Below are 20482 nucleotides of genomic sequence, written 5' to 3' on the forward strand. Positions count from 1 at the left end.
GGGGGGGGGGGCGGGGGTATTCCCCACGTCCCGCCGGGCGCCCCGCGGCCGCGCGGGGGGGGGCGGGGGGGGGGGGGGGCGGCCCGGGGGGGGGGGGCGGGCCCCCCCCCCCCCCCCCCACTCGCGTGCCCGCTTCGGCCTCACTCGCCGGCGACCAGCTCCACCGGCACCGCGACGACGTCCACGAGCGCGCCGGAGCGCAGGGCCGTCAGGGCCAGCGGCACTCCTATGGCGTCCTCGAGCATCAGCCGCTGCAGAGCCTGGGCGCTGGTCACCGGGGCGCCGTCGGCGCTGAGCAGCAGGTCGCCGTCCCGCAGGCCCGCGCGGTCGGCGGGCGAGGCGGGCACGACCTCGATGATCCTCAGGCCCGTGGACCGGCCGGTGCGGGCCTGGACCGGCGGAGGCAGCGGTGCGGGCAGGCAGGCGAGGCCGAGATAGGCGCGGCGGACCCGACCCTCGGAGAGCAGGGTCGCGATGATCTGCCGGCTGGTGCCGTTCACCGGGACGGCCAGGCCCAGGCCGACGTCGGCGATGGCCGTGTTGATGCCGACGACGCTGCCGTCGGCCGTTGCGAGGGCCCCGCCCGAGCTGCCCGGGTGGAGCGTGGCGTCGGTCTGGACGACGTTGTCGATGACGCGTGTGGCCCGGCCCGCGCCGGCCGGCAGCGACCGGCCCAGCGCGCTGACGACACCGGCGGTGACGCTGCCGGTCAGCCGAGCGGGTTGCCGACCGCCACGACCAGCTGCCCCACCCGCAGCGTGTCGGCCTCGCCGAGCGTGGCCGGGGGCGGAGTGGGCCCGTCGGCGCGGACCACGGCGAGATCGGAGAGCGGGTCGGCGCCGATGACGTGGAAGGGGATGGTCGTGCCGTCGGCGAAGGACGCCGTACCGGCATCGGAGTGCCCGACGACATGGGCGTTCGTGAGCAGGAAACCGTCGTCGGTGAAGACCACCGCGGAGCCGGTTCCCCTCACGAACCGCCCTCTGGAGCGGCGGTGCGCGACGTTCAGGGCCGCCACCTTCGGCGTGAGTTCGGCGGCGACCGACGTGACGATCTGCGAGTAGGAGTCGAGCGCGGCCTGCTCCCTGCCGGAGCGGTCGGGCCCGGAAAACGTGGTGGCCACTGGTCGACCTTTCCGCTTGCCCCAAGGCGTGTATTACATGCTTACACCCTTGCAGGGACAGGCGAAGAGGACTTCGCTGCGGGCTGACGCCGGCCCGCGATCAGCCGACGTCCGGTCGGCCGGCACGCGATCAGCGGGCGCGGGGTCCCTCGTCGCCGGGGTCCGCCCGTCTCGACGTACGCAGTGTGCCGACCGTCTTCAGCAGACGGTCGGCTGGTGCGCGCAGTTCGGGATGGGCGTTCACCGTGTTCCGCAGGCCCCGCACGGGTCTGCGCCACAGCTGGTGGGCCGCCGCGACCGGATGGGGCCGGGTGGCGAATCCTTCCGCCACGCGCAGCTCCCTGGTCTTGAGCCAGTCCTTGTACTCCTTGTCGCCGCGACCCAGGTCGAGCAGCGTCACGCCGTGCCGGGCCGCCGCCTCGGCGGTGCGCAGATGCATCATCAGGCCGGGCGAGTAGCGGTGGAACTCGGGGTCGTAGGCGGTGAACCAGGCGGCCAGCACCGTGCGCGAGCGGGGCCCGAAGTGCGCCGCCACCGGGCGGTCACCGGCGTAGAGCACCGACAGGACGCCGGTGAAGTGCTCCTCGCGGACCTGATGGAGATGGCGCACGAGGTCCACGATCCATGGCCGGGCGAACCGGTCCATCCGGCCCGTCCTGCGGTACTGGGCGGACTTCCACTGCATGAGCCGGCGCAACATCTGCGGATCACGCTCGTCGAACTCGAAGCGCACCTCGCCCACGTCGCGCCCGAGGCGGCGCTCCTTCTTCAGCGTGGTCTTGGCGAGGCCCGGGTAGGCGCCGCGCAGCCACGGCGCGTACCCGCTCTCGTCGGGCTTGAGGTCGACCACCGGGGAGGCGAACATGCCCGTGACGTGCCGGCCGAACGGCTTCTGCTCCTCGACGAGATGATCGAACTCGAAGACGGACAGCCGGCAGGCCTTCAGCAGTTCCTGTGCGTCCCAGGTGAATCCGGGGCGGTGCACGAGCGCCTGGCAGTCGGACAGGCCGAGGCCGATGGCGCGGCCGACGCCGAAGGCGTTGCGCTCGTAGGGAAGGAAGCCGACGGGATCGCCGTCCTCGCGCAGGACGGCGATCCGTGTCCCGGCGCGGTACCTGCCGATCCCGGCCGTGAACTCCGGCGCCAGGAACGGATTGGCGTATTCCGGAGACTCGTCCATCGCCGTGTGCCATGCCGCGCGTACTGCCGCGGTCAGCTCGTCGGCTCTGTGGATCGTGACGTCCACGTCAGATCATCCGCCCTTCCGCAGGCTCCGCGAGAGACGTCCCGACCGCGGCACGGGCCGGCAGAGCATGTGGACCCCTGTTCATCGATCGCATCGGCGATCGCTCCCCCCGTGACGTCCCCCCACGGCGCAGTCTCCGCCGTGGATCAAACCTCGCGAAACAGTACGCATGTTGTCAAGAGTGCCTGCCGCAACAAAGACCGCACTGTGACGAGGCGCCCGGATTCGGCCCGATCGATGTCCTGTCCTGCGGTTGAAGGGAAATCGTCAGGTGGGTGGGATTGCCTGGCGCGGGAGCCCCAACCCCCAGATTGACTCCCCAATCCCCCCTGCGGAAGCGCGAGATGACCAAAGATGGGGCCAGTGGTCCGTGGTGGTGCAGGCGCTGCCGTTGAGGGTGAACGCGGTCGGTGAGGTGTTCGTGCCCCCTTGGCCGCGATCAAGCCAACGGTGACCGAGCCGCCGCTCTGCGTAAGGCGCTGCGCGAGACGATCACCGCCTGGTGCGAGCGGATTCAACCTCGTACCCGCCTCCGCCGCCCTGCACATCCACGACCATGGCCCTCCACCTCGCCTGCCTGGCGGAGCGGCGCGGCGGCGGCTGACACCCAACTCCCGCTGCCAGAGGCCCCGTTGACACCGAACGCGATCCGGGTCACGGTGAGCATCCGTCGTGTCCGGAGGTCGTCCATGGCTCCGTCCTCAGCACTCCCCACCGACGCGGGCCTCGTCGAACGCGCCACGGCGCTGCGGCCCCTCGTGCGCGCGCATGCGCTGCGCACCGAGCAGGAGCGAACGGTGCCGAGTGAGGTCGTCGCGGCGCTCACGGACGCCGGAATCTATCGCATGAACGTCCCCCGGCGGTACGGCGGTTACCAGACCCCGCTGCACACCCAGGTCGAAGCGCTGAGCGAGATCGCCGGCGCGTGCGGCTCGACGGCCTTCACCGCGCTCATCCAAGCCGGCTGCTCCTTCATCGCGGCGCTCTTCCCCGACGAGGCCCAGGACGAGATCTTCACCGGTCCCGATGTGAAGGTCGGCGGCACGCTCATCCCGGACGCCACCGCGGTCGCCACCGGCGACGGCTATGTCGTCAACGGCACCTCGGGGTTCGCGACCGGCTGCCGGCACGCCGACTGGCATCTGCTGACGGTCCGTGTCGAGTCCGGTGACGGGCCCTCCGAGGTGCTGTGGACGGCCGTGCCGATGCGGGAGCTGGAGATCCTCGACGACTGGCACGTCTCCGGTCTCGCGGGCAGCGGAAGCAGCAGCGTCGTCGCCCGGGACGTCATCGTGCCCGCCCACCGCGTGCTGCCTGTCGATCCCCTGCTGCGCGGGGAATTCCCGTCGAAGACCAGCGCCGAGGACCCCTTCTACCGGATGCCGGTGCTGCTGCTGTTCTGTGCCTGGACGGCACCCGACGCGCTCGGACTGGCCCGGGCGGCGCTGGAGGAGTTCACCGAGCGCATCCACCGCCGGGGCATCACGTACACGAACCACCGGCGGCAGCACGAGGCGGCCGTCACCCATCTCCAGGCGGCCGAGGCGGCGATGAAGATCTCCAGCGCCGAGCTGCTGACGCGCGACTTCGTCGCCCGGATCGAGGCCGGCGAACCCTTCACCCAGGAGGAGCGGGCGCGTATCCGGGCGCAGACCGGCTATGTGGCACGGCTGTGCAAGGAGGCCGTGGACCTGCTCGCCTCCGCCTCCGGGGCGTCGTCACTGCACCGGGAGGTGCCGCTCCAGCGGGCCGTACGCGATCTGCACGCGCTGAATGTGCACTCCTTCGTCAACCCCGCGACCAATCTGGAGCTGTACGGCCGCGTCCTGTCGGGGCTCGACGCGGGCACGCCGTTTCTGTGAGACCGGCCCGGTCCCACGGCTCCTGCGAGGGCCGGGCGGTGCTACGGCCGGCCCGCCCCCGGCACCTCGACCGGGACGGTGAGGACCTGACCGGTTCCGGGCGCCACCATCTCGTTCTCCGTCATGCCCTGCCAGCGGGCCGCGGTGACGAACAGCGTCCTGCCGTCGGGGCCGCCGAGCACGCAGGCGAACGCCCCGCGGTCCAGCGGCACGGTCTGCAGCACGGTGCCGCCTTCGGCGACGCGCACGCAGCGGCGGTGCGGGACGTCGGCGTACCAGACCGCGTTCTCCGCGTCGAGGCAGATCCCGTCCGGGGTGTCCTCGCCGAGGTCGGCCCAGACGCGGCGCCGGGACAGTCCCCCGTCGGCCCCGATGTCGAAGGCGACCAGCTGGTGACGGTAGGAGTCGGCGACGATCAGCGTGGCGTCGTCGGCGGTGACCGCCATGCCGTTGGGGAAGGCGATGTCGTCGGCCACCTGGCGCACCGAGCCGTCCGCGGCGGCCAGGTGCACGGAACCGGGTTCGGGGTCCTCCCCCGCCATCGGGTCGAAGTGGGCGCGGTTGACATAGGTGTTGCCGCGGCCGTCCGCCACGATGTCGTTCCAGCCCGGGATGCCGAGATCCGCGTACAGGACCAGGCTGCCGTCGGGTTCGCGGCGCAGCAGCCGTCCGTCCTTGGACGAGACGACCAGCAGTCGGCCGTCGGGGAGCCAGGCGCTGCACAGCGGCAGCGACGCCACCCGGGCGACGACCTCGCTGCGCCCGGCCAGGTCCACGGCGACCACCTCGCCGGCCGACCAGTCGGAGAAGTACAGCCGGTCGCCGTGCCAGCGGGGTGACTCCACCAGGCCCCGGCCGGTGAGCAGTACGGACACCTGGGTCATCGCCATCACAGCCCCTTCGCTCGACCGGCCCCGTGCCGGTCCCTCACCCTCCATACGAACAGGGACCGCGCGAATCGACATCCGCGAGCGGTGATCTCGAAACGGCCGCCGCCCGCCGGACCCTGAGACATCACAGGATGTCTCCTTCGCCGTCGGATGCCATGGTCTTGATCGTCGGCAATCGAACGGAGGAACCGATGGTGAAGTCACGACCGATCCGGTCCCGGCTGGGGTCCACGGCCGCCGCGGGGGCGGCGGTCGCCCTGCTCGCCGGAGCGGGTCTGCTCACGGCCACGCCCGCACAGGCCGATCCGCGTCCCTGCCCGGGCGCCGGGGCCGGCGACCCGGCGCGCTGCGCCCAGGTGATCGGCATCAAGGCGGGCTCGTCCCTGGTGATGCGCACCGCACCGCGCTACGGCGCGGCACAGGTGGCCCGCTTCGGCAACGGGCAGTGGCTGGAGCTGGACTGCTGGACCACCGGCGACCCGGACGCGGACGGCCACGGCTACCGCTACTGGATGCAGGTCTCCACGGGCAGCCGGAACGGCTTCGTCAACGACTGGTACCTGGACAGCGGCGGCCCCGGCACCTGGAAGTCGCAGATCCCCCAGTGCGCCTGATCCCCGACGCGGAAGTCGAAGAACCGGAGGGACCCTCATGAAGCACCTGCGTGCTCTCACCGCGACGGGAGTCGCTCTCACCGCCGCTGCCGCGGCCGTCCTCGCGGGCGCGGGGCCGGCCGGCGCCGCGATCCACTCGTGCAGCATCTCCGGCGACCCGGCCGTGTGCGCGAACGTCACCGGCATCGACGCCGGCTCGTACCTGGCCGTGCGCACAGGGCCCAGCTACGGCGCGGGCAAGTCGCCGGTCTTTGGGCAGTACCACAACGGGGACCAGCTGGGGCTGCTGTGCTGGACCACCGGCGACCCCGACGCGGATGGCCACGGCTACCGCTACTGGATGCGGGTCGACAACGGCATCGGGGACGGCTACGTCAACGACTGGTACCTGAACACGGGCGGCCCGAACACCTGGAAGTCGAAGATCCAGCACTGCTGACGCACGGCGTGCGGTCACGGGCCCTTGCGGCCGACTCCCGCGTACACCCAGTACTCCGAGGGGTTGTCGGGGATCTGGTCGCCGGGGTCCGGGCGCCACAGGGGAACGTAGACCAGGCCGGGCTTCACCAGGTCGAAGCCGCTGAAGAGACCGAGGATCTCGTCGTGGGAGCGGGCGGTGACGGGTGAGGTGGCGCGGGAGCGGTAGAGCTTGCCGACGGCGTCGGCGGTGTCCGGGCGGTCCTCGTTGGTGGCGTGGGTCAGGGCCAGCCAGCCGCCATCGGGCAGGGCGTCGCGGAAGGCGGCCACGATGGCGGCCGGGTTCTCCTCGGGCGAGACGAAGTGCAGGATCGTGATCATCAGTACGGCGACGGGCTGGTCGAAGTCGATCAGCTTGCGCACCTGCGGGGACGCCAGGACCTCGGCCGGCCGCCGGATGTCGCCGTCGACGATGTCCGCGTCCGGGTTGTCGGCGAGCAGGGAGGCGCTGTGGGCCACGGCCACGGGGTCGTTGTCGACGTAGACGACCCGGGCGCCGGGGCTCGCGGCCTGCGCCACCTCGTGGACGTTGCCCTGGGTGGGGATGCCCGAGCCGAGGTCGATGAACTGCCGTACGCCCGACTCGACCAGGAAGCGCACCGCGCGGCCGAGGAAGGCGCGGTTGGCCCGGGCCAGGGTGCGCACCTGGGGGTCGATGGCGGTGAAGGCCGCCAGGGCCTCCCGGTCGATGGCGAAGTTGTGGTCACCGCCCAGCATGGCGTCGTACATGCGGGCGACACTCGCCTTGACGGGATCGGTCCCGGGTGGCATTCCAGCGTTGTCCGGCACTGCAACTCCCTCTATGACCAGGGGCCTTGACGCGTCATCATATAGTTGCCGACGACGCCCGACGAGCCACCCCCCCATCGCCGTGCGCCCGGACCCCGCCCGGAAAGGCACGACCCCTGCGGAACGAATCGCGCAGCCGCACCGAAGACTCCCCCACCGCCCAGCCTTCGCCCAGGCGTTCGGCCTTCTCACCCGCCGCCGACGTCATCGGCTCGGAGCTGGATCTGCGGTTGACCGGCAGTCATGTCGTGCACGCGCTCACGCCCGGATTCTGCGACGCGGCCTCGGTCTATCTGCTGGAGCGCTGGCTGCGCGAGGAGAACGCCTACCCGGCCGCGGATCCACCCCAGATAGAGGCACGCCGGCTGGCCCTGCGGGTGGGCACGGACGCGGTGGAGGACTGGGCGGGGCTGCTGCCGGACGGCGAGGTGATCGTCTTCCCGCGCGAGACGCCGTACGCACGCGCTCTCGCCGATGGACAGGCGCAGTTGCTCGACGCGGTCGACTCCCACACCTCCGAGCGGCTGATCGCGTCCGGCGGCGGCGACGCGCGGATGGACTCCCTGCTGCACGCGTCCTCCTTCCTCGTGGTCCCGCTGCGTCTGCGCGGCACCGCGGTCGGCTTCGTCGCGTGCACCCGCGGCCCGGACCGGGCCCCCTTCCGGACCGCGGAGGTCACCGCCGTGGCGGCGCTGGCCGCACGGGCCGCGACGGCCCTGGACAACGCGCGCCGCTACGAGCGCGAGCGCCGCACCGCCCTGGCCATCCGCAACAGCCTGCTGCCGGGCTCCGCCCACGAGATCGAGGGCTGCCGCATCGCGCACGGCTGTCTGCCGGCCGGGCAGGGCAACATCATCGGCGGGGACTGGTTCGACGTGCTGAGACGGCCGGGCGACCGGGTCAGCCTGGTCGTCGGCGACGCCATGGGACACGGTCCCGAGTCCGCGGTGGCGATGATCCAACTGCGCACCGCCGTCCGCACCTTGGCGGGTTTCGACATCCCCGCCGCGGATCTCGTACGGCGCCTCGACGCGCTCGCCTACGACACCCCGGGCGCCTCCTTCGCGACCTGCATCTACGCCGAGTGGGACGCCCGCGAGCGCACCTGCACCCTCGTCGGCGCGGGCCACCCTCCCCCGCTGCTGCGCGGCCCCGACGGCCGGACGGCGCCGGTGGCGCTGGCCAGTCCGGGTCTGCCTCTCGGGCTGGGCACGGGCAGCTACGAGGCCACCGTGCTCACCGTGGACGAACCGTCCCTGCTGGTGCTCTACAGCGACGGCCTGGTCGAATCGCGCGACGCCGACATCGACCAGGAGATCACCCGGCTCGCGCTCGCCCTGGACACCGCCACGCTCGAGCCCGCCCCGGCCGACGACGATCAGCGGCTCCAGTCCCTGTGCCGCCGGCTGCTGCGCTCCCCCGCAGCAGCCGTTGGCGCGGACGACCGCACGCTGCTGCTCGCCGAACTGACGCCCGGGAAGTACTGACCTCCCTGCCGGACGGGCTCAGACCGTCAGGTTGGCCCAGACGGCGTTGCCGCCGGTGAGTCTGGACCGGTCGACCCCCCAGATGTCCGCGATCGCCTCGACGAGGACCAGTCCGCGGCCGCCCTCGTCGTCGGGGCCGGGTTCGCACCGGGGCAGTCCGCGGCCGGTGTGGTCGTGGTCGTGCACCTCGAGGCGCAGGCACTCGTCGGTGACGAGGCCGATGCCGCACAGGATCCGTGCGCTCAGGGTGTGCCGCAGGGCGTTGGTGGCGAGCTCGGAGACGAGCAGGACGGCGTCGGCGCACAGGTCGGCGGGCACTCGCCAGGCGCTCAGCCGCGCGCTCACCGAGCGGCGGGCGACCTTGATGCTGGAGCGGTGCGGCGGCAGTTCGAGCCAGTGCGTTCGTTCCTGGCTCGCGGCGTCTAACAGCTGCGGTGAGGACGTCATGTGGGGGGTCACGGCAGTTGCCTTCCAGGGGAGAGCGGGCGCGCTGTGATCGTCGCAATGATTCGCGCAAGTAACTATGCTCACAGGCCAGTTCAACCTGCAACCAGCTGCCTGTTATTTTCATCTAGCCGGTATCGTTCTGGTGGCTTCATCAAGTCGCTTGCGCTGAAGCGCTCGTGACGGTTCCTCAGGAGGTAGGGCGTGAACGAAGGCCGGTCGGGCGCAGGCAGCAGCAACAGCCCCAGCGCTCCCACCGTTCTCCGCATGATCCTCGGCCGACGGTTGCAGGAGCGGCGCCAGGACGCGGGCGTCTCCCTGGACGACGCGGCCAAGGCGCTGCGGGTGACGTCCCTGACCATCCGCCGCCTGGAGAAGGCGGAGGTCGCGCTCAAGCCCCTCTACGTGGAGAAGCTGCTCGAGACCTACGGGGCCGACCGGCAGGAGATCGACGAGTTCGTCCCCCTCGCGGAGCGGGCCAACGAGCCCGGCTGGTGGCACATGTACCGCGATGTACTGCCCAACTGGTTCAGCGGCTACGTCAGCCTGGAGACCGGTGCGAGGACGCTGCGGACCTATGAGCCGCACTATGTGACCGGCCTTTTACAGACCCCTCGCTATGCGCGCGCCGTGCTGCGCGGCGGCCTGCCCAACGGCAGCGAGGAGGAGCTGGACCGCCGGGTGGACGTGCGGCTGCGCCGCCAGAGCCTGCTGGAGAAGCAGGACGCGCCCACGCTGTGGGCGGTGCTGGAGGAGGCCGTGCTGCACCGGGTGGTGGGCGGTCCCGAGGTGATGCGGGAGCAGATCGACCGGCTGCTGGAGGTCTCCGATCTGGAGCACGTCAGCGTCGACGTCGTGCCGTTCGCGGCCGGCGCCCACGTCGGCGCCTGCGCGCCCTTCACCTACTTCAGATTCGAGGAGCCGGAACTGCCCGACATCGTCTACAGCGAGGCCCTCACCGGCTCCATGTACCTGGACCAGCGCTCGGACGTGGCGGCCCATCTGGAAGCGCACAACCGCATGTCCCTGCTGACCTCGGACGCGGACAGCAAGGCGCTCCTGAATCGCATGCGAAAGGAGTACTCATGACCGTTACCGGCGGCCGTGTCGGCCATGTCTACAACGGGATGCCGGCCTCGGACCTCGGTGATCAGGGCTGGGAGTCTCCGTGGAGCGGTCCCAACGGGGGCCAGTGCGTGCAGACCAAGCAACTCGCCGACGGCCGTGTGGCGCTGAGACAGTCGACCGATCCCGCCGGACCCGCGCTGATCTACACCCCCGAGGAGATCACCGCGTTCGTCGCGGGAGTCAAACGAGGCCTCGCCGATCATCTGACGGCCGGCTGACGCCACCGGACCGGCGGGAAGAACCCGGGCGCACCCCGGCCACCACCTGCCCGACACCCCCACCGCACACCACCGAAAGGGACAGGATGACCAGCTCGCACGCCGCGCGGGACATTGACACCAGCCGGCCCCACTCCGCCCGGATGTACGACTACTACCTCGGCGGCAAGGACCACTTCGAGGTCGACAAGCTGGCCGCGGAGACCGTCGCCGAGGCCTACCCGGCCATCTTCGTGTGCGCCCGCGAGAACCGGGCGTTCATGCACCGCGCCACCCGGGTCCTGGCCCGGGAGCACGGCATCCGCCAGTGGCTGGACATCGGCACCGGCATCCCGACCGAGCCCAACCTGCACCAGGTTGCGCAGTCCGTGGTCCCCGAGGCGCGGGTGGTCTACGCCGACAACGACCCGCTCGTGCTCAAGTACGCCGAGCGCCTGATGCGCAGCACCGCCCAGGGCCGCACCACGTACATCGAGGCGGACGTCAACGACCCGGCCACGCTGCTGAACTCCCAGGAGCTGTCGGAGGTCCTGGACCTGGACAAGCCCGTGGCCCTGTCCCTGAACGCCCTGATGCACTTCGTGACGGACGCGCAGGACCCGTACGGCATCGTGGAGCGGCTGCTGGCCGTCCTGCCCTCGGGCAGTGCCCTGGCGCTGAGCCACTGCACGCCCGACTTCGACCCGGCCACCTGGCAGAAGGTCACCGACATCTACAACAACGCGGGAACGCCGGTGCAGTTCCGCGCGCAGCAGGACGTGGCCCGGTTCTTCAGCGGGCTCGACCTGCTCGAGCCCGGGATCTCGGTGGGTCACCGCTGGCGCCCGGACGGCGCGGCCACGGCCACGGACGCCGAGGTCAGCCTGTGGACCGGGGTGGGCATCAAGCCGTAGGGGTGCGGCAGTCGGGGGTGCCGTACGGCCCCGGTCCCTCGCGGGGCCGGGGCCGTACGCCGGTCGGACCGGGACGGGAGCCTCAGTTCTGCACGGGCCTGCCCCGGCCCCAGGCCCAGGCGAGGCGGTCGGCGCCGGACCGGTTGGTGGTGGCCAGCCAGGGGCGGGCGGCGTCGCCGGTCAGCTTCTGGATCGAGTAGGTGTCGTCGGTGCGCAGGCCGGGCCAGTAGACCGAGCCCATGCCGAGCTTGCGGAAGGTGTCGGTGTCGGCCTGGATGAAGTTCACCGAGTTGTCGGCGGTGTCCGGCTTGTCGTAGTCGAGGCCGGTGGTCATCGGCGCGCCGAACTCGTCGGCGACCGTACGGCCGGCGCAGTCGCCGATGCGCTCCTTGAGGTCGGACACCCACTGGTCGTAGGTGGCGTAGCTCTTCCAGAAGCCGTAGTGGTGCAGGGACAGATAGGTGCCCTTCAGGCGCGGGTCGGCGCAGACCGAGGTGACGTGGTCGTTGTAACCGGCGCCGCTGACGAAGACCCGGCCGTGCGGGACGGACGGGTAGGTGGCGAGCCACTTGGCGGCGAGGTCGGCCCACTGGGCGTCGGTGTAGCCGTGCGGTTCGTTCATCGGCTCGAAGTAGACGTGCGGGTCGTGCCGGTAGGCGCCCACGACCGTGTTCCACATGGGCCAGTAGGTGGCCTCGTCGTCGATGAAGCCGTCTTTCTGGGCGCCGGTGCCCTCCCAGTAGGACACGATCACCTTGAAGCCCTTGTCGGAGGCCGCGTCGATGACGCCGCGGTACGACTTCCAGTACGCGCCGTTGACCGTGTACGGGTTGATCGGCAGCCGCACGGTGTTGGCGCCGAGGTTGGCGCGGAACGCCGAGATCACCCGGCTCGCCTTGGCATACGTCTGCGCGTAGCTGTCGGAGAGCGTGAGGCCGGACAGGACGACCGGGTCGTCGGCGTAATTGTCGCGCGGATCGGCCCAGTTGACGCCCTTGAACTGGGTGGTTCCGGTGCCCGGGGCGGCGGAGGCGGGGCCGCCGGCCAGGGCGGTGCCGCAGAGCGCGGCGATCGCGGCCGCGGCGCAGGCGGCACGCAGCCGGGGGGTGAGGCGGTTCGTGGCAGTGGGCTTGCGCATCGACGTGCCTTTCGGGAGACGGCGGCTCGGCGCCCGCATGTTTACGTAAACACGCCCTACCTCGGCGACGGATGTTTACGTAAACTCGGCGGCGCCGGAATCGTGGCATCCGTCCCAGCGGCCGTCAAGATGCCTCACGCGTAACATCCGGTGCGTCGAGGAGCCGGGCGGAAGTGGTGCAGCGATGGATCTGAGCGACCGGGAGCAACGGGTGTCCGCCCCCGCGGGCGGCGCGCAGCGGGGCGGCTCCGGCGTGCCCGGCGGGCGCCGCAAACAGCGGGTGTCCATGGCCGACGTAGCCAAGCTCGCGGGCGTGTCCTCGCAGACGGTCTCGCGGGTCTCCAACGGCCATCCCGGCGTGATCAGTTCGACCCGGGAGCAGGTGCTCGCGGCGATGCGGGAGCTGGGCTACCGGCCCAACAGCGCGGCGCGCGCCCTGCGTTACGGCCAGTTCAACACCATCGGCGTGATCCTCTTCAGCCTCGCCTCGACGGGCAACAGCCGTACCGTGGAGGCGATCGCCACGCACGCCGCGGCCGAGGGCTACGCGATCACGCTGATCCCCATCGACGTCCCGACCCAGGACAACGTGCTGGGCGCCTTCACGCGCATGGGCGAGCTGGCCGTCGACGCCGTCATCGTCATCATGGAGATCCATCTGCTGGACACCGGCACGGTGCAGTTGCCGCCCGGGGTGCACGTCGTCGTCGTGGACTCCGACGCCGGCGACCGCTACAGCGTGGTCGACACCGACCAGGCCGACGGCGCCCGCAAGGCCGTGACCCATCTGCTCGGCCTGGGCCACCACACCGTCTGGCACGTGGCCGGACCCGAGACGTCCTTCGCCGGACAGCGCCGCACCCAGGCCTGGCGCACCGTCCTTCGGGAGGCGGGCCGCCCGGCGCCGCAGCCGCTGCGCGGCGACTGGTCCGCCGAGTCCGGCTACACCGCCGGCCTCGTGCTCGCCGAACAGCCGGACTGCACGGCCGTGTTCGCCTCCAACGACCAGATGGCGCTGGGCCTGCTGCGCGCCTTCCACGAGCGCGGCCTGCACGTGCCCGCGGACATCAGCGTCGTCGGCTTCGACGACATCCCCGACGCCGAGTTCTTCGTCCCGCCCCTCACCACCGTCCACCAGGACTTCGCCGAGGTCGGCCGCCGCTGCGTCGAGGGCGTCCTGGAGCAGATCCGCGCCCACGGCGGCGCGCGGGCCGGCACCGACCTCGTCCCGGCCGGCCTCGTGGTCCGGCACAGCACCGCCGCGCCACGGGACGGCCGCCGGTGACGCACGTCGAGACCGAGCCGGTGACCCCGGCCACACCACGGCCCGTGCGCCGCCCGTCGCTGGTGCAGGGCTGGCACCGACTGACCTTCCTGCACTGGCCGGTCGAGCCCGAGCGGGTGGCCGGGCTGCTGCCCGCCGGGACCCGCCCCGACACACTCGACGGGGTCACCTATGTCGGCCTGGTGCCGTTCCTGATGCGCGGCGTGGGCCTCGGCCCGGGACCCGGGCTGCCGTACCTCGGCACGTTCTGCGAGACGAACGTACGGCTGTACTCGGTGGACGAGCAGGGCCGCCGCGGCGTGGTGTTCCGCTCCCTGGACGCCAACCGCCTCCTGGCCGTGCTGGTGGGGCGATGGGGTGTGCGGCTGCCCTACGTCTGGTCCGCGATGCGTCTGCGCCAGGAGAACGGCGTGCTCACCTACACCACTTGCCGCAGGGGGGCGGCGGGTCGCGGGCCCACGAGCCGGGCGGTCGTACGACCTGGCGCGCCCATCGCACGGCCCACACCCCTGGAACACTTCCTCACCGCCCGCTGGGGCATGCACGTCCCGTGGCACGGCCGCACGATGCACCTGCCGAACGACCACCCACCGTGGCCGCTGCACCGGGCCGAACTCCTCGACCTGGACGACGAGTTGGTCGCCGCGGCCGGTCTGCCGCGGGTGCAGGGCGCGCCGGTCAGCGTGCTGTACTCACCGGGTGTCCCGGTCCGGTTCGGGACGCCCGCCGTCGTCCGGCCGCGAGCAGGGAACCCCGCAGCCGGAGAGATCAGCAATGGAGAAGCGCCGAGCCCCGCGCCGCCCGTAGCGTGACCGCGTGATCCGACGTCTCGTCCCCTCCGCCTACCGGCCCGTCCTCGCCAACAGGGTGTTCCGGCGGCTGATCCTGGGCTTCGGGGTCTCCGGCCTCGGGGACGGCATGAGCTTCGTCGCGGTGGCCTGGCTCGCCATCCAGCTCGCGCCCCAGGCGACGCAGGGACTGTGGGTCGGCGGCGCGGTCGCCGCGTACACCTTGCCGGGCGTGGCCGGCGCGCTGGCGTTCGGGCGCCGGCTGCGCCGGGTGCCGGCCAGGCGGCTGCTGATGGTGGACAGCGCGGTGCGCGGCGTGTTCATCGGCGCCGTGCCACTGGCCTGGCTCGCCGGACTCCTGACACCGCCGCTGTACGTCGTACTGCTCGCCGTCTCCTCACTGCTGCACGCGTGGGGCGGCGCGGGCAAGTACACCCTGCTCGCCGAGCTGCTGCCCGAGGAGCAGCGGCTGGCCGCGAACACCTTCGTCAGCTCGCTCGGCTTCGCCGCCACGATCGCCGGACCCGCCGTCGCCGGTGTGCTGGTGACGTACGCGAGCTCCGCGCTGGTCCTCGGTCTGGACGCCCTGACCTATGTGTTCCTCGCCGTGCTCGTCGCGCGCACCCGGCTGCCGGAACCGGGGGACGCCTCCCCCGTCGACCCCGTCGATCAGCCGGCCGCCCGCGGCGGGCTCGCCCTGCTGCGATCCCGCCCCGAACTCCTCGGCCTGCTCACCCTCACCTGGTTCTTCAACTTCCTCTACGGCCCGATCGAGGTCGCGCTTCCGCTGCATGTGACCGACGACCTGCACGCGCCGGGCACCCTGCTGGGCCTGTACTGGATGCTGTTCGGCGTCGGCGCGGTGCTCGGCTCGCTGGCGATCGGGGCGCTGCGGCAGCTCCCGCTGTGGCCCGTGACGGTCGCCATCGTGATCGCCTGGGGGCTCTCGCTGCTGCCGTTCGGACTCGGTGCGCCGACGGCGGCCACGGTCGCGTGCTTCACCCTGGGCGGCGTGATCTACGGCCCCTTCGTCGCGCTCTGGGTGACGCTGATGCAGGCCAAGTCGCCACCCGGGCACCTGGCCGCGATGCTCGCCGCCAACAACGCGGTGCTGCTCACCGCGTCACCGCTCGGCACGGCGCTCGGCGGACCGCTCACCGCGGCGCTGGGCCCCCGGGCGACGATCGGCGGCTCGGGGCTGGCCACCGTGGTGCTCGGCATCCTCGCGTACGTGCTGCTGGCGGCCCGGCGCGGCGACCGGCGCCGAAACCCGTCAGGAATCGAGAAGCGCCGGTCCGCGAGCCACGGTTAACGTGACCGCAGCACCACCCGCCGGCCACCTTCGCACCGCACCCGCCCCGGCCCGACAGATGGAGAAGCGATGACCACGGCCAAGAGGACGGACTCGCAGTCGCCCGCACTGCACGCCGCCGACAGTCACGACCTGATCCGCGTGCACGGCGCGCGCGAGAACAACCTCAAGGACGTCAGCATCGAGATCCCGAAGCGCCGGCTGACGGTGTTCACCGGCGTCTCCGGCTCGGGCAAGAGCTCCCTGGTCTTCGACACGATCGCCGCGGAGTCGCAGCGGCTGATCAACGAGACCTACAGCGCCTTCGTCCAGGGCTTCATGCCGAACCTGTCGCGGCCCGAGGTCGACGTCCTCGACGGACTGACCACCGCGATCAGCGTCGACCAGCAGCGGATGGGCGCCGACCCGCGCTCCACGGTCGGCACGGCCACCGACGCCAACGCGATGTTGCGCATCCTGTTCAGCCGCCTCGGCAAGCCCTACGTCGGCCCGCCCGGGGCCTTCGCCTTCAACGTGCCCTCGGTCTCCGCGGCCGGCGCGATCTCGGTGGGCGGCGGCGCCAAGCAGAAGGTCACCTTCAACAAGGTGGGCGGCATGTGCCCGCGCTGCGAGGGCCGCGGCACGATCTCCGACCTCGACCTGGCCCAGCTCTACGACGCCGGCAAGTCGATCAACGAGGGCGCCTTCACCATCCCCGGCTACACCGGCGGCGGCTGGAACTCCCGGCTGTACGCGGAGTCCGGCTTCTTCGACCCGGACAAGCCGATCAGCAGGTTCACGAAGAAGGAGCTGCACGACCTCCTGCACCGCGAGCCGACCCGGATGAAGATCGCGGGCATCAACATGACCTACGAGGGTCTGATCCCGCGCATCCAGAAGTCGATGCTGTCCAAGGACAAGGAGGCGATGCAGCCGCACGTGCGGGCGTTCGTGGAGCGCGCGGTCACCTTCGCCACCTGCCCCGACTGCGACGGCACCCGGCTCGCCGAGCACGCCCGCACCTCGAAGATCAAGAAGATCTCCATCGCGGACGCCTGCCGGATGGAGATCCGGGACCTGGCCGACTGGGTGCGGGTGCTGGCCGAACCGTCGGTGGCGCCACTGCTCGGGGCGCTGCAGCAGACCCTCGACTCGTTCGTGGAGATCGGCCTCGGCTACCTCTCCCTCGACCGGTCCGCGGGCACGCTCTCCGGCGGTGAGGCGCAGCGGGTCAAGATGATCCGTCACCTCGGCTCCTCGCTGACCGACGTCACGTACGTCTTCGACGAGCCGACCGCGGGGCTGCACCCGCACGACATCCAGCGCATGAACGATCTGCTCCTGAGGCTGCGGGACAAGGGCAACACCGTGCTCGTCGTGGAGCACAAACCGGAGGTCATCGAGATCGCCGACCACGTCGTCGACCTGGGTCCCGGCGCCGGTACGGCGGGCGGCACGGTCTGCTTCGAGGGCACCGTCGACAAGCTGCGCGGCAGCGACACCGTCACCGGGCGCCACCTGGACGACCGCGCCTCCCTCAAGGGCCAAGTGCGCGACTTCAGCGAGGTCCTGGAGATCCGCGGCGCCTCGGAGAACAACCTGCGGGACGTCGACGTGGACGTACCGCTCGGCGTCCTCACCGTGATCACCGGTGTCGCGGGGTCCGGCAAGAGCTCGCTGGTGCACCGGTCGATCCCGGAGGACCTCGGGGTCGTCTCGGTCGACCAGAGCCCGATCCGGGGTTCGCGGCGCAGCAACCCGGCTACGTACACCGGTCTTCTGGAGCCGATCCGCAAGGCCTTCGCCAAGGCCAACGGCGTCAAGCCCGCGCTGTTCAGCGCCAACTCCGAAGGCGCCTGCCCGACCTGCAACGGCAACGGCGTCATCTACACCGACCTGGCGATGATGGCCGGGGTGGCCAGCACCTGCGAGGACTGCGAGGGAAAGCGGTTCGACGCGTCGGTGCTGGAGTACCACCTCGGCGGCCGGGACATCTCCGAGATCCTGGCGATGCCGGTCTCGGAGGCGCTGGACTTCTTCGCCGAGGGCGAGGCGCGCACGCCGGCCGCGCACAAGATCCTCGAACGCCTGGCTGACGTCGGCCTCGGTTACCTCACCCTCGGCCAGCCGCTGACCACCCTCTCCGGCGGTGAGCGCCAGCGCCTGAAGCTGGCCACGCACATGGCGGACAAGGGCGGTGTCCGATCCGTCCTCGTACTCGACGAGCCGACCACCGGCCTCCACCTCGCCGACGTGGAACAACTCCTTGGCCTGCTCGACCGGTTGGTCGACTCCGGCAAGTCCGTGATCGTCATCGAGCACCACCAGGCCGTCATGGCGCACGCCGACTGGATCATCGACCTCGGCCCCGGCGCCGGCCACGACGGCGGCCGCGTCGTCTTCGAGGGCACCCCGGCCGACCTGGTCGCCGAGCGGACCACCATCACGGGCCGGCACCTGGCGGAGTACGTCGGCGGGTGAGCGGGGCGGCACGGGGCTGCTGCCGTGGTGCCGGCCGCCCCGTGCGCGGGACAATGGCCGTATGGCAGGCGACGTCGTGGACGAGGCGGTGCGGGCGGTGCCCGCGGCGCCTCTGCGGGGGCTGGTCGGCTGGTACTCCGGCTACCGTCAGCGTGGTGTGCCGCCCGCCCGGCACCGGGGGCTGCCGTCCCCGTGGCTGACCCTGATCATCACGCTCGACGAGCCGCTGAGCATCGCCGCCCACCCCGACCCGGGCGCGCCCCCCGGCGACTACCCGACCCTCCTGGGCGGCCTGCACCTCACGCCCGCGCTGATCGAGATCCCCGGGCGGCAGTCCGGCATCCAGGTCGCGATCAGCCCGCTCGGCGCACGGGTGCTGCTGGGGCTTCCGGCGGGCGAGCTGGCCGGTACGGACGTCCACGCCGACGACGTGCTGGGCGGGGACCTGCGCGAGGTCCACGACAGGGTGCGCGAGGCGTCCGGCTGGGCCGCCCGCTTCGCCGCGGTCGACGACTGGCTGCTTCGCCGTATGACGCGCCACGACGGCCTGCGGGCGGCCTCCGCCGCGCCGGTCGCGGTCGCCTGGCAGCGGCTGCTGTCGGCCGGCGGGCGACTGCGCGTCGACCGGCTCGCCGCCGAGACCGCCGTCAGCGAACGGCATCTGCGCAACCGCTTCCGCGCGGAGATCGGCCTCACTCCCAAGGCGGCCGCCCGGGTGATCCGCTTCGACCTGGCACGGCGCCGCCTGGCGGGCCGCCCCGGCGCCCTCGACCTCTCGGGCCTGGCCGCCGACTGCGGCTACGCGGACCAGTCGCACCTGGACCGCGAGTTCAGCGCGCTGGCCGCCTGCACGCCAAGCGACTGGCTGGCCCAGGAGTTCCGAAACATCCAATCCGGACACCACCCGCCCACGTGAAGCTGGTGACGACAACCGGCCGAACCGGGCAGCCGCCCGCGACACGGAGGCTCATCACCATGACCACCACGCCCGACCCCGCCAAGCAGCCGCCCGCCCCGCAGGTCTGGCCCACCCTGCGCGCCCACGACGCCCGCGCCCTGATCCGCTTCCTCGTCGACGCCTACGGCTTCGAGGAGACCGTGGTCTACGGCGACGGCGACCAGGTCGACCACGCCCAGCTCGGCTGGCCCGAGGGCGGCGGCGTCATGCTGGGCTCCGTACGCCAGGAGGCCGAACCCGGTACCGGTCCGACACCCCCCGGCGCCTTCAGCGCCTACGTCGTCACCGCCGACCCGGACGCCGTCCACGCCCGCGCCAAGGCGGCGGGCGCCGACATCACCACAGACCTCCACGTCACCGACTACGGCTCCCGAGACTTCGCGTCCCGGGACCCGGAGGGCAACCGGTGGTATTTCGGCACGTACGCGGGGGAACCACGCTGAGCCTCGTTTCGCGAGGTTCCGCGACGCGGTCAGGGACAGCCCCGGTGGCACCGGCGGACACCGATCGGCTGCGGCGAACGCGCCATTCACCGGGCAGGCGGTGTCGCGGCCCGCGAGCGCAGGACGGCGGCGGACAACGGGCTGGGGCGCCGGCCGCTTCAGCACGACTGTCCGCGCCCCGCCCCCGCAACACCACCGGCAACCCGACCGCAGCCCCGGCCCACCGTCACCTCGGCGCGTGCTGCACGCCCTTCGACCGCACGCGCCACGTCACCGCCCGCCCCGCCCGGTCTCACCCGCCCGACAGCCCGAACTTCCGCCCTGAGCCGCCCGCCCTCCGTACATCCACCGCCGTGAGCGCCAATGCCAGCGGTCCCGGTGCCAGGAACGCGAGCGGCACGAGCATCCAGGCGCAGACCGCGGCCGTCGCCACCGCCAGGAGGACCAGGGCACTGCCGCCGACGTCCCGTACCGCGTCCTGGGCGGCCTCGCGCAAGGCGGCGGGCCAGGCCGTGAGGGACTCGGGACGGGCGCACGCGCGCAGGGCGATCACCATGGCGCAGGCACCGATCACCGCGGCCGTCGCGGCGAAGAGGGGCGCTCCGGGCAGTCCCGCCCCCGCCAGGGCCAGGTCCGCGGCGAGCAGCAGCAGGCCCGCCACGGCGACCGCGCCCGCGAGCAGGTCGCCCGGGCGCAGGCGTCGCCGCAGCAGGGCGAAGTAGCGGCCCGCGGTGGCCGGTTGGTCCTCCCGGGCGCCCCGCAGCACCGCGCACGCAGTAGAGAGCGCGGCCGGTGCCGTCAGCAGCGGCAGACAGGCCGCCGCCGTGGCGAGGCCGACGCTCAGCATGTCGGCGAACAGCGTCATACCGGGGCCGAAGACCTCGCCCGGCTCCCGGGTCTGTGCAGTCCGGGTCCGGCTCATCGCGC

General features: G+C 72.1%; 20 protein-coding genes and 1 pseudogene. 13 read left to right on the forward strand and 8 right to left on the reverse strand.

The features are described 5' to 3' along the window. Positions 1-140: 140 nt before the first annotated feature. The 3 genes and pseudogenes from ACGFYN_RS12390 to ACGFYN_RS12400 all read right to left on the reverse strand — a co-directional run bounded on the left by ACGFYN_RS12390 (position 141) and on the right by ACGFYN_RS12400 (position 2369). Positions 141-500, reverse strand: a complete 360-nt coding sequence (locus ACGFYN_RS12390) for a PDZ domain-containing protein (protein ID WP_393865821.1) — start codon at positions 498-500, stop codon at positions 141-143. Positions 501-602: 102 nt separating this feature from the next. Continuing rightward, positions 603-1123: pseudogene (locus tag ACGFYN_RS12395) on the reverse strand (S1C family serine protease); the annotation flags it as partial. 130 nt (positions 1124-1253) lie between these two features. Beyond that, positions 1254-2369, reverse strand: a complete 1116-nt coding sequence (locus ACGFYN_RS12400) for a GNAT family N-acetyltransferase (RefSeq protein ID WP_393865734.1) — start codon at positions 2367-2369, stop codon at positions 1254-1256. A 689-nt stretch (positions 2370-3058) separates the two neighbouring features. On the opposite strand from ACGFYN_RS12400, the gene ACGFYN_RS12405 reads away from it, so the two are divergent. Beyond that, the gene (locus ACGFYN_RS12405; protein ID WP_393865735.1) at positions 3059-4231 is read left to right on the forward strand and encodes an acyl-CoA dehydrogenase family protein; all 1173 of its coding nucleotides are present in this window, start codon (positions 3059-3061) and stop codon (positions 4229-4231) included. Positions 4232-4272: 41 nt separating this feature from the next. Here the strand turns inward: ACGFYN_RS12405 and ACGFYN_RS12410 are convergent, their stop codons facing one another. Next, positions 4273-5121: an SMP-30/gluconolactonase/LRE family protein gene (locus ACGFYN_RS12410; RefSeq protein ID WP_393865736.1), complete on the reverse strand. Its 849-nt coding sequence runs from the start codon at positions 5119-5121 to the stop codon at positions 4273-4275. Between the two features lie 191 nt (positions 5122-5312). Here ACGFYN_RS12410 and ACGFYN_RS12415 point away from each other — a divergent pair, with 191 nt between their 5' ends. Together ACGFYN_RS12415 and ACGFYN_RS12420 are read left to right on the forward strand one after the other, a co-directional pair. After that, a complete protein-coding gene (locus tag ACGFYN_RS12415) occupies positions 5313-5735 on the forward strand; it encodes a hypothetical protein (protein WP_393865737.1) in 423 nt (140 codons plus the stop codon). A gap of 37 nt (positions 5736-5772) precedes the next feature. Beyond that, a complete protein-coding gene (locus ACGFYN_RS12420; protein ID WP_393865738.1) occupies positions 5773-6174 on the forward strand; it encodes a hypothetical protein in 402 nt (133 codons plus the stop codon). A 14-nt stretch (positions 6175-6188) separates the two neighbouring features. Here the strand turns inward: ACGFYN_RS12420 and ACGFYN_RS12425 are convergent, their stop codons facing one another. Further along, a complete protein-coding gene (locus ACGFYN_RS12425) occupies positions 6189-6983 on the reverse strand; it encodes an SAM-dependent methyltransferase (RefSeq protein ID WP_393865822.1) in 795 nt (264 codons plus the stop codon). A 248-nt stretch (positions 6984-7231) separates the two neighbouring features. Between ACGFYN_RS12425 and ACGFYN_RS12430 the strand changes: the two genes are divergently transcribed. After that, on the forward strand, positions 7232-8488 hold the full coding sequence (locus ACGFYN_RS12430; protein WP_393865739.1) for a PP2C family protein-serine/threonine phosphatase: 1257 nt from the start codon (positions 7232-7234) through the stop codon (positions 8486-8488). An 18-nt stretch (positions 8489-8506) separates the two neighbouring features. Here the strand turns inward: ACGFYN_RS12430 and ACGFYN_RS12435 are convergent, their stop codons facing one another. Further along, entirely contained in the window at positions 8507-8935 is a 429-nt protein-coding gene (locus tag ACGFYN_RS12435) for an ATP-binding protein (RefSeq protein ID WP_393865740.1), read from the reverse strand. 201 nt (positions 8936-9136) lie between these two features. Between ACGFYN_RS12435 and ACGFYN_RS12440 the strand changes: the two genes are divergently transcribed. The 3 genes from ACGFYN_RS12440 to ACGFYN_RS12450 all read left to right on the forward strand — a co-directional run bounded on the left by ACGFYN_RS12440 (position 9137) and on the right by ACGFYN_RS12450 (position 11171). Further along, positions 9137-10021 (forward strand): helix-turn-helix domain-containing protein, encoded by an 885-nt coding sequence (locus tag ACGFYN_RS12440; RefSeq protein ID WP_393865741.1) that lies wholly within the window; start codon positions 9137-9139, stop codon positions 10019-10021. Further along, positions 10018-10278, forward strand: coding sequence for a DUF397 domain-containing protein (locus tag ACGFYN_RS12445; RefSeq protein WP_393865742.1), 261 nt, complete (start codon positions 10018-10020; stop codon positions 10276-10278). Before ACGFYN_RS12440 ends, ACGFYN_RS12445 begins: the two co-directional genes overlap by 4 nt. Before the next feature lie 86 nt (positions 10279-10364). Then, positions 10365-11171, forward strand: a complete 807-nt coding sequence (locus ACGFYN_RS12450) for an SAM-dependent methyltransferase (RefSeq protein WP_393865743.1) — start codon at positions 10365-10367, stop codon at positions 11169-11171. Between the two features lie 82 nt (positions 11172-11253). Here ACGFYN_RS12450 and ACGFYN_RS12455 read toward each other — a convergent pair whose 3' ends face one another. After that, positions 11254-12309, reverse strand: coding sequence for a glycoside hydrolase family 5 protein (locus tag ACGFYN_RS12455; RefSeq protein ID WP_393865744.1), 1056 nt, complete (start codon positions 12307-12309; stop codon positions 11254-11256). A gap of 184 nt (positions 12310-12493) precedes the next feature. Between ACGFYN_RS12455 and ACGFYN_RS12460 the strand changes: the two genes are divergently transcribed. The 6 genes from ACGFYN_RS12460 to ACGFYN_RS12485 all read left to right on the forward strand — a co-directional run bounded on the left by ACGFYN_RS12460 (position 12494) and on the right by ACGFYN_RS12485 (position 19555). Next, positions 12494-13594, forward strand: coding sequence for a LacI family DNA-binding transcriptional regulator (locus ACGFYN_RS12460; protein WP_393865745.1), 1101 nt, complete (start codon positions 12494-12496; stop codon positions 13592-13594). Then, positions 13591-14406, forward strand: a complete 816-nt coding sequence (locus tag ACGFYN_RS12465) for a YqjF family protein (protein ID WP_393865746.1) — start codon at positions 13591-13593, stop codon at positions 14404-14406. Before ACGFYN_RS12460 ends, ACGFYN_RS12465 begins: the two co-directional genes overlap by 4 nt. Before the next feature lie 4 nt (positions 14407-14410). Continuing rightward, positions 14411-15694: an MFS transporter gene (locus tag ACGFYN_RS12470; protein WP_393865747.1), complete on the forward strand. Its 1284-nt coding sequence runs from the start codon at positions 14411-14413 to the stop codon at positions 15692-15694. A gap of 69 nt (positions 15695-15763) precedes the next feature. Further along, positions 15764-18154, forward strand: a complete 2391-nt coding sequence (locus ACGFYN_RS12475; RefSeq protein ID WP_393865748.1) for an ATP-binding cassette domain-containing protein — start codon at positions 15764-15766, stop codon at positions 18152-18154. A gap of 61 nt (positions 18155-18215) precedes the next feature. After that, entirely contained in the window at positions 18216-19070 is an 855-nt protein-coding gene (locus ACGFYN_RS12480) for a helix-turn-helix domain-containing protein (protein ID WP_393865749.1), read from the forward strand. A 59-nt stretch (positions 19071-19129) separates the two neighbouring features. Further along, positions 19130-19555 carry a VOC family protein gene (locus ACGFYN_RS12485; protein ID WP_393865750.1) on the forward strand — a complete coding sequence of 142 codons (426 nt, stop codon included), beginning with the start codon at positions 19130-19132 and terminating at the stop codon, positions 19553-19555. Between the two features lie 292 nt (positions 19556-19847). Here the strand turns inward: ACGFYN_RS12485 and ACGFYN_RS12490 are convergent, their stop codons facing one another. Continuing rightward, positions 19848-20477, reverse strand: a complete 630-nt coding sequence (locus tag ACGFYN_RS12490) for a hypothetical protein (RefSeq protein ID WP_393865751.1) — start codon at positions 20475-20477, stop codon at positions 19848-19850. Positions 20478-20482: the final 5 nt, after the last annotated feature.

The sequence above is a fragment of the Streptomyces sp. NPDC048419 genome (assembly GCF_043200415.1).
Lineage (GTDB): Bacteria > Actinomycetota > Actinomycetes > Streptomycetales > Streptomycetaceae > Streptomyces.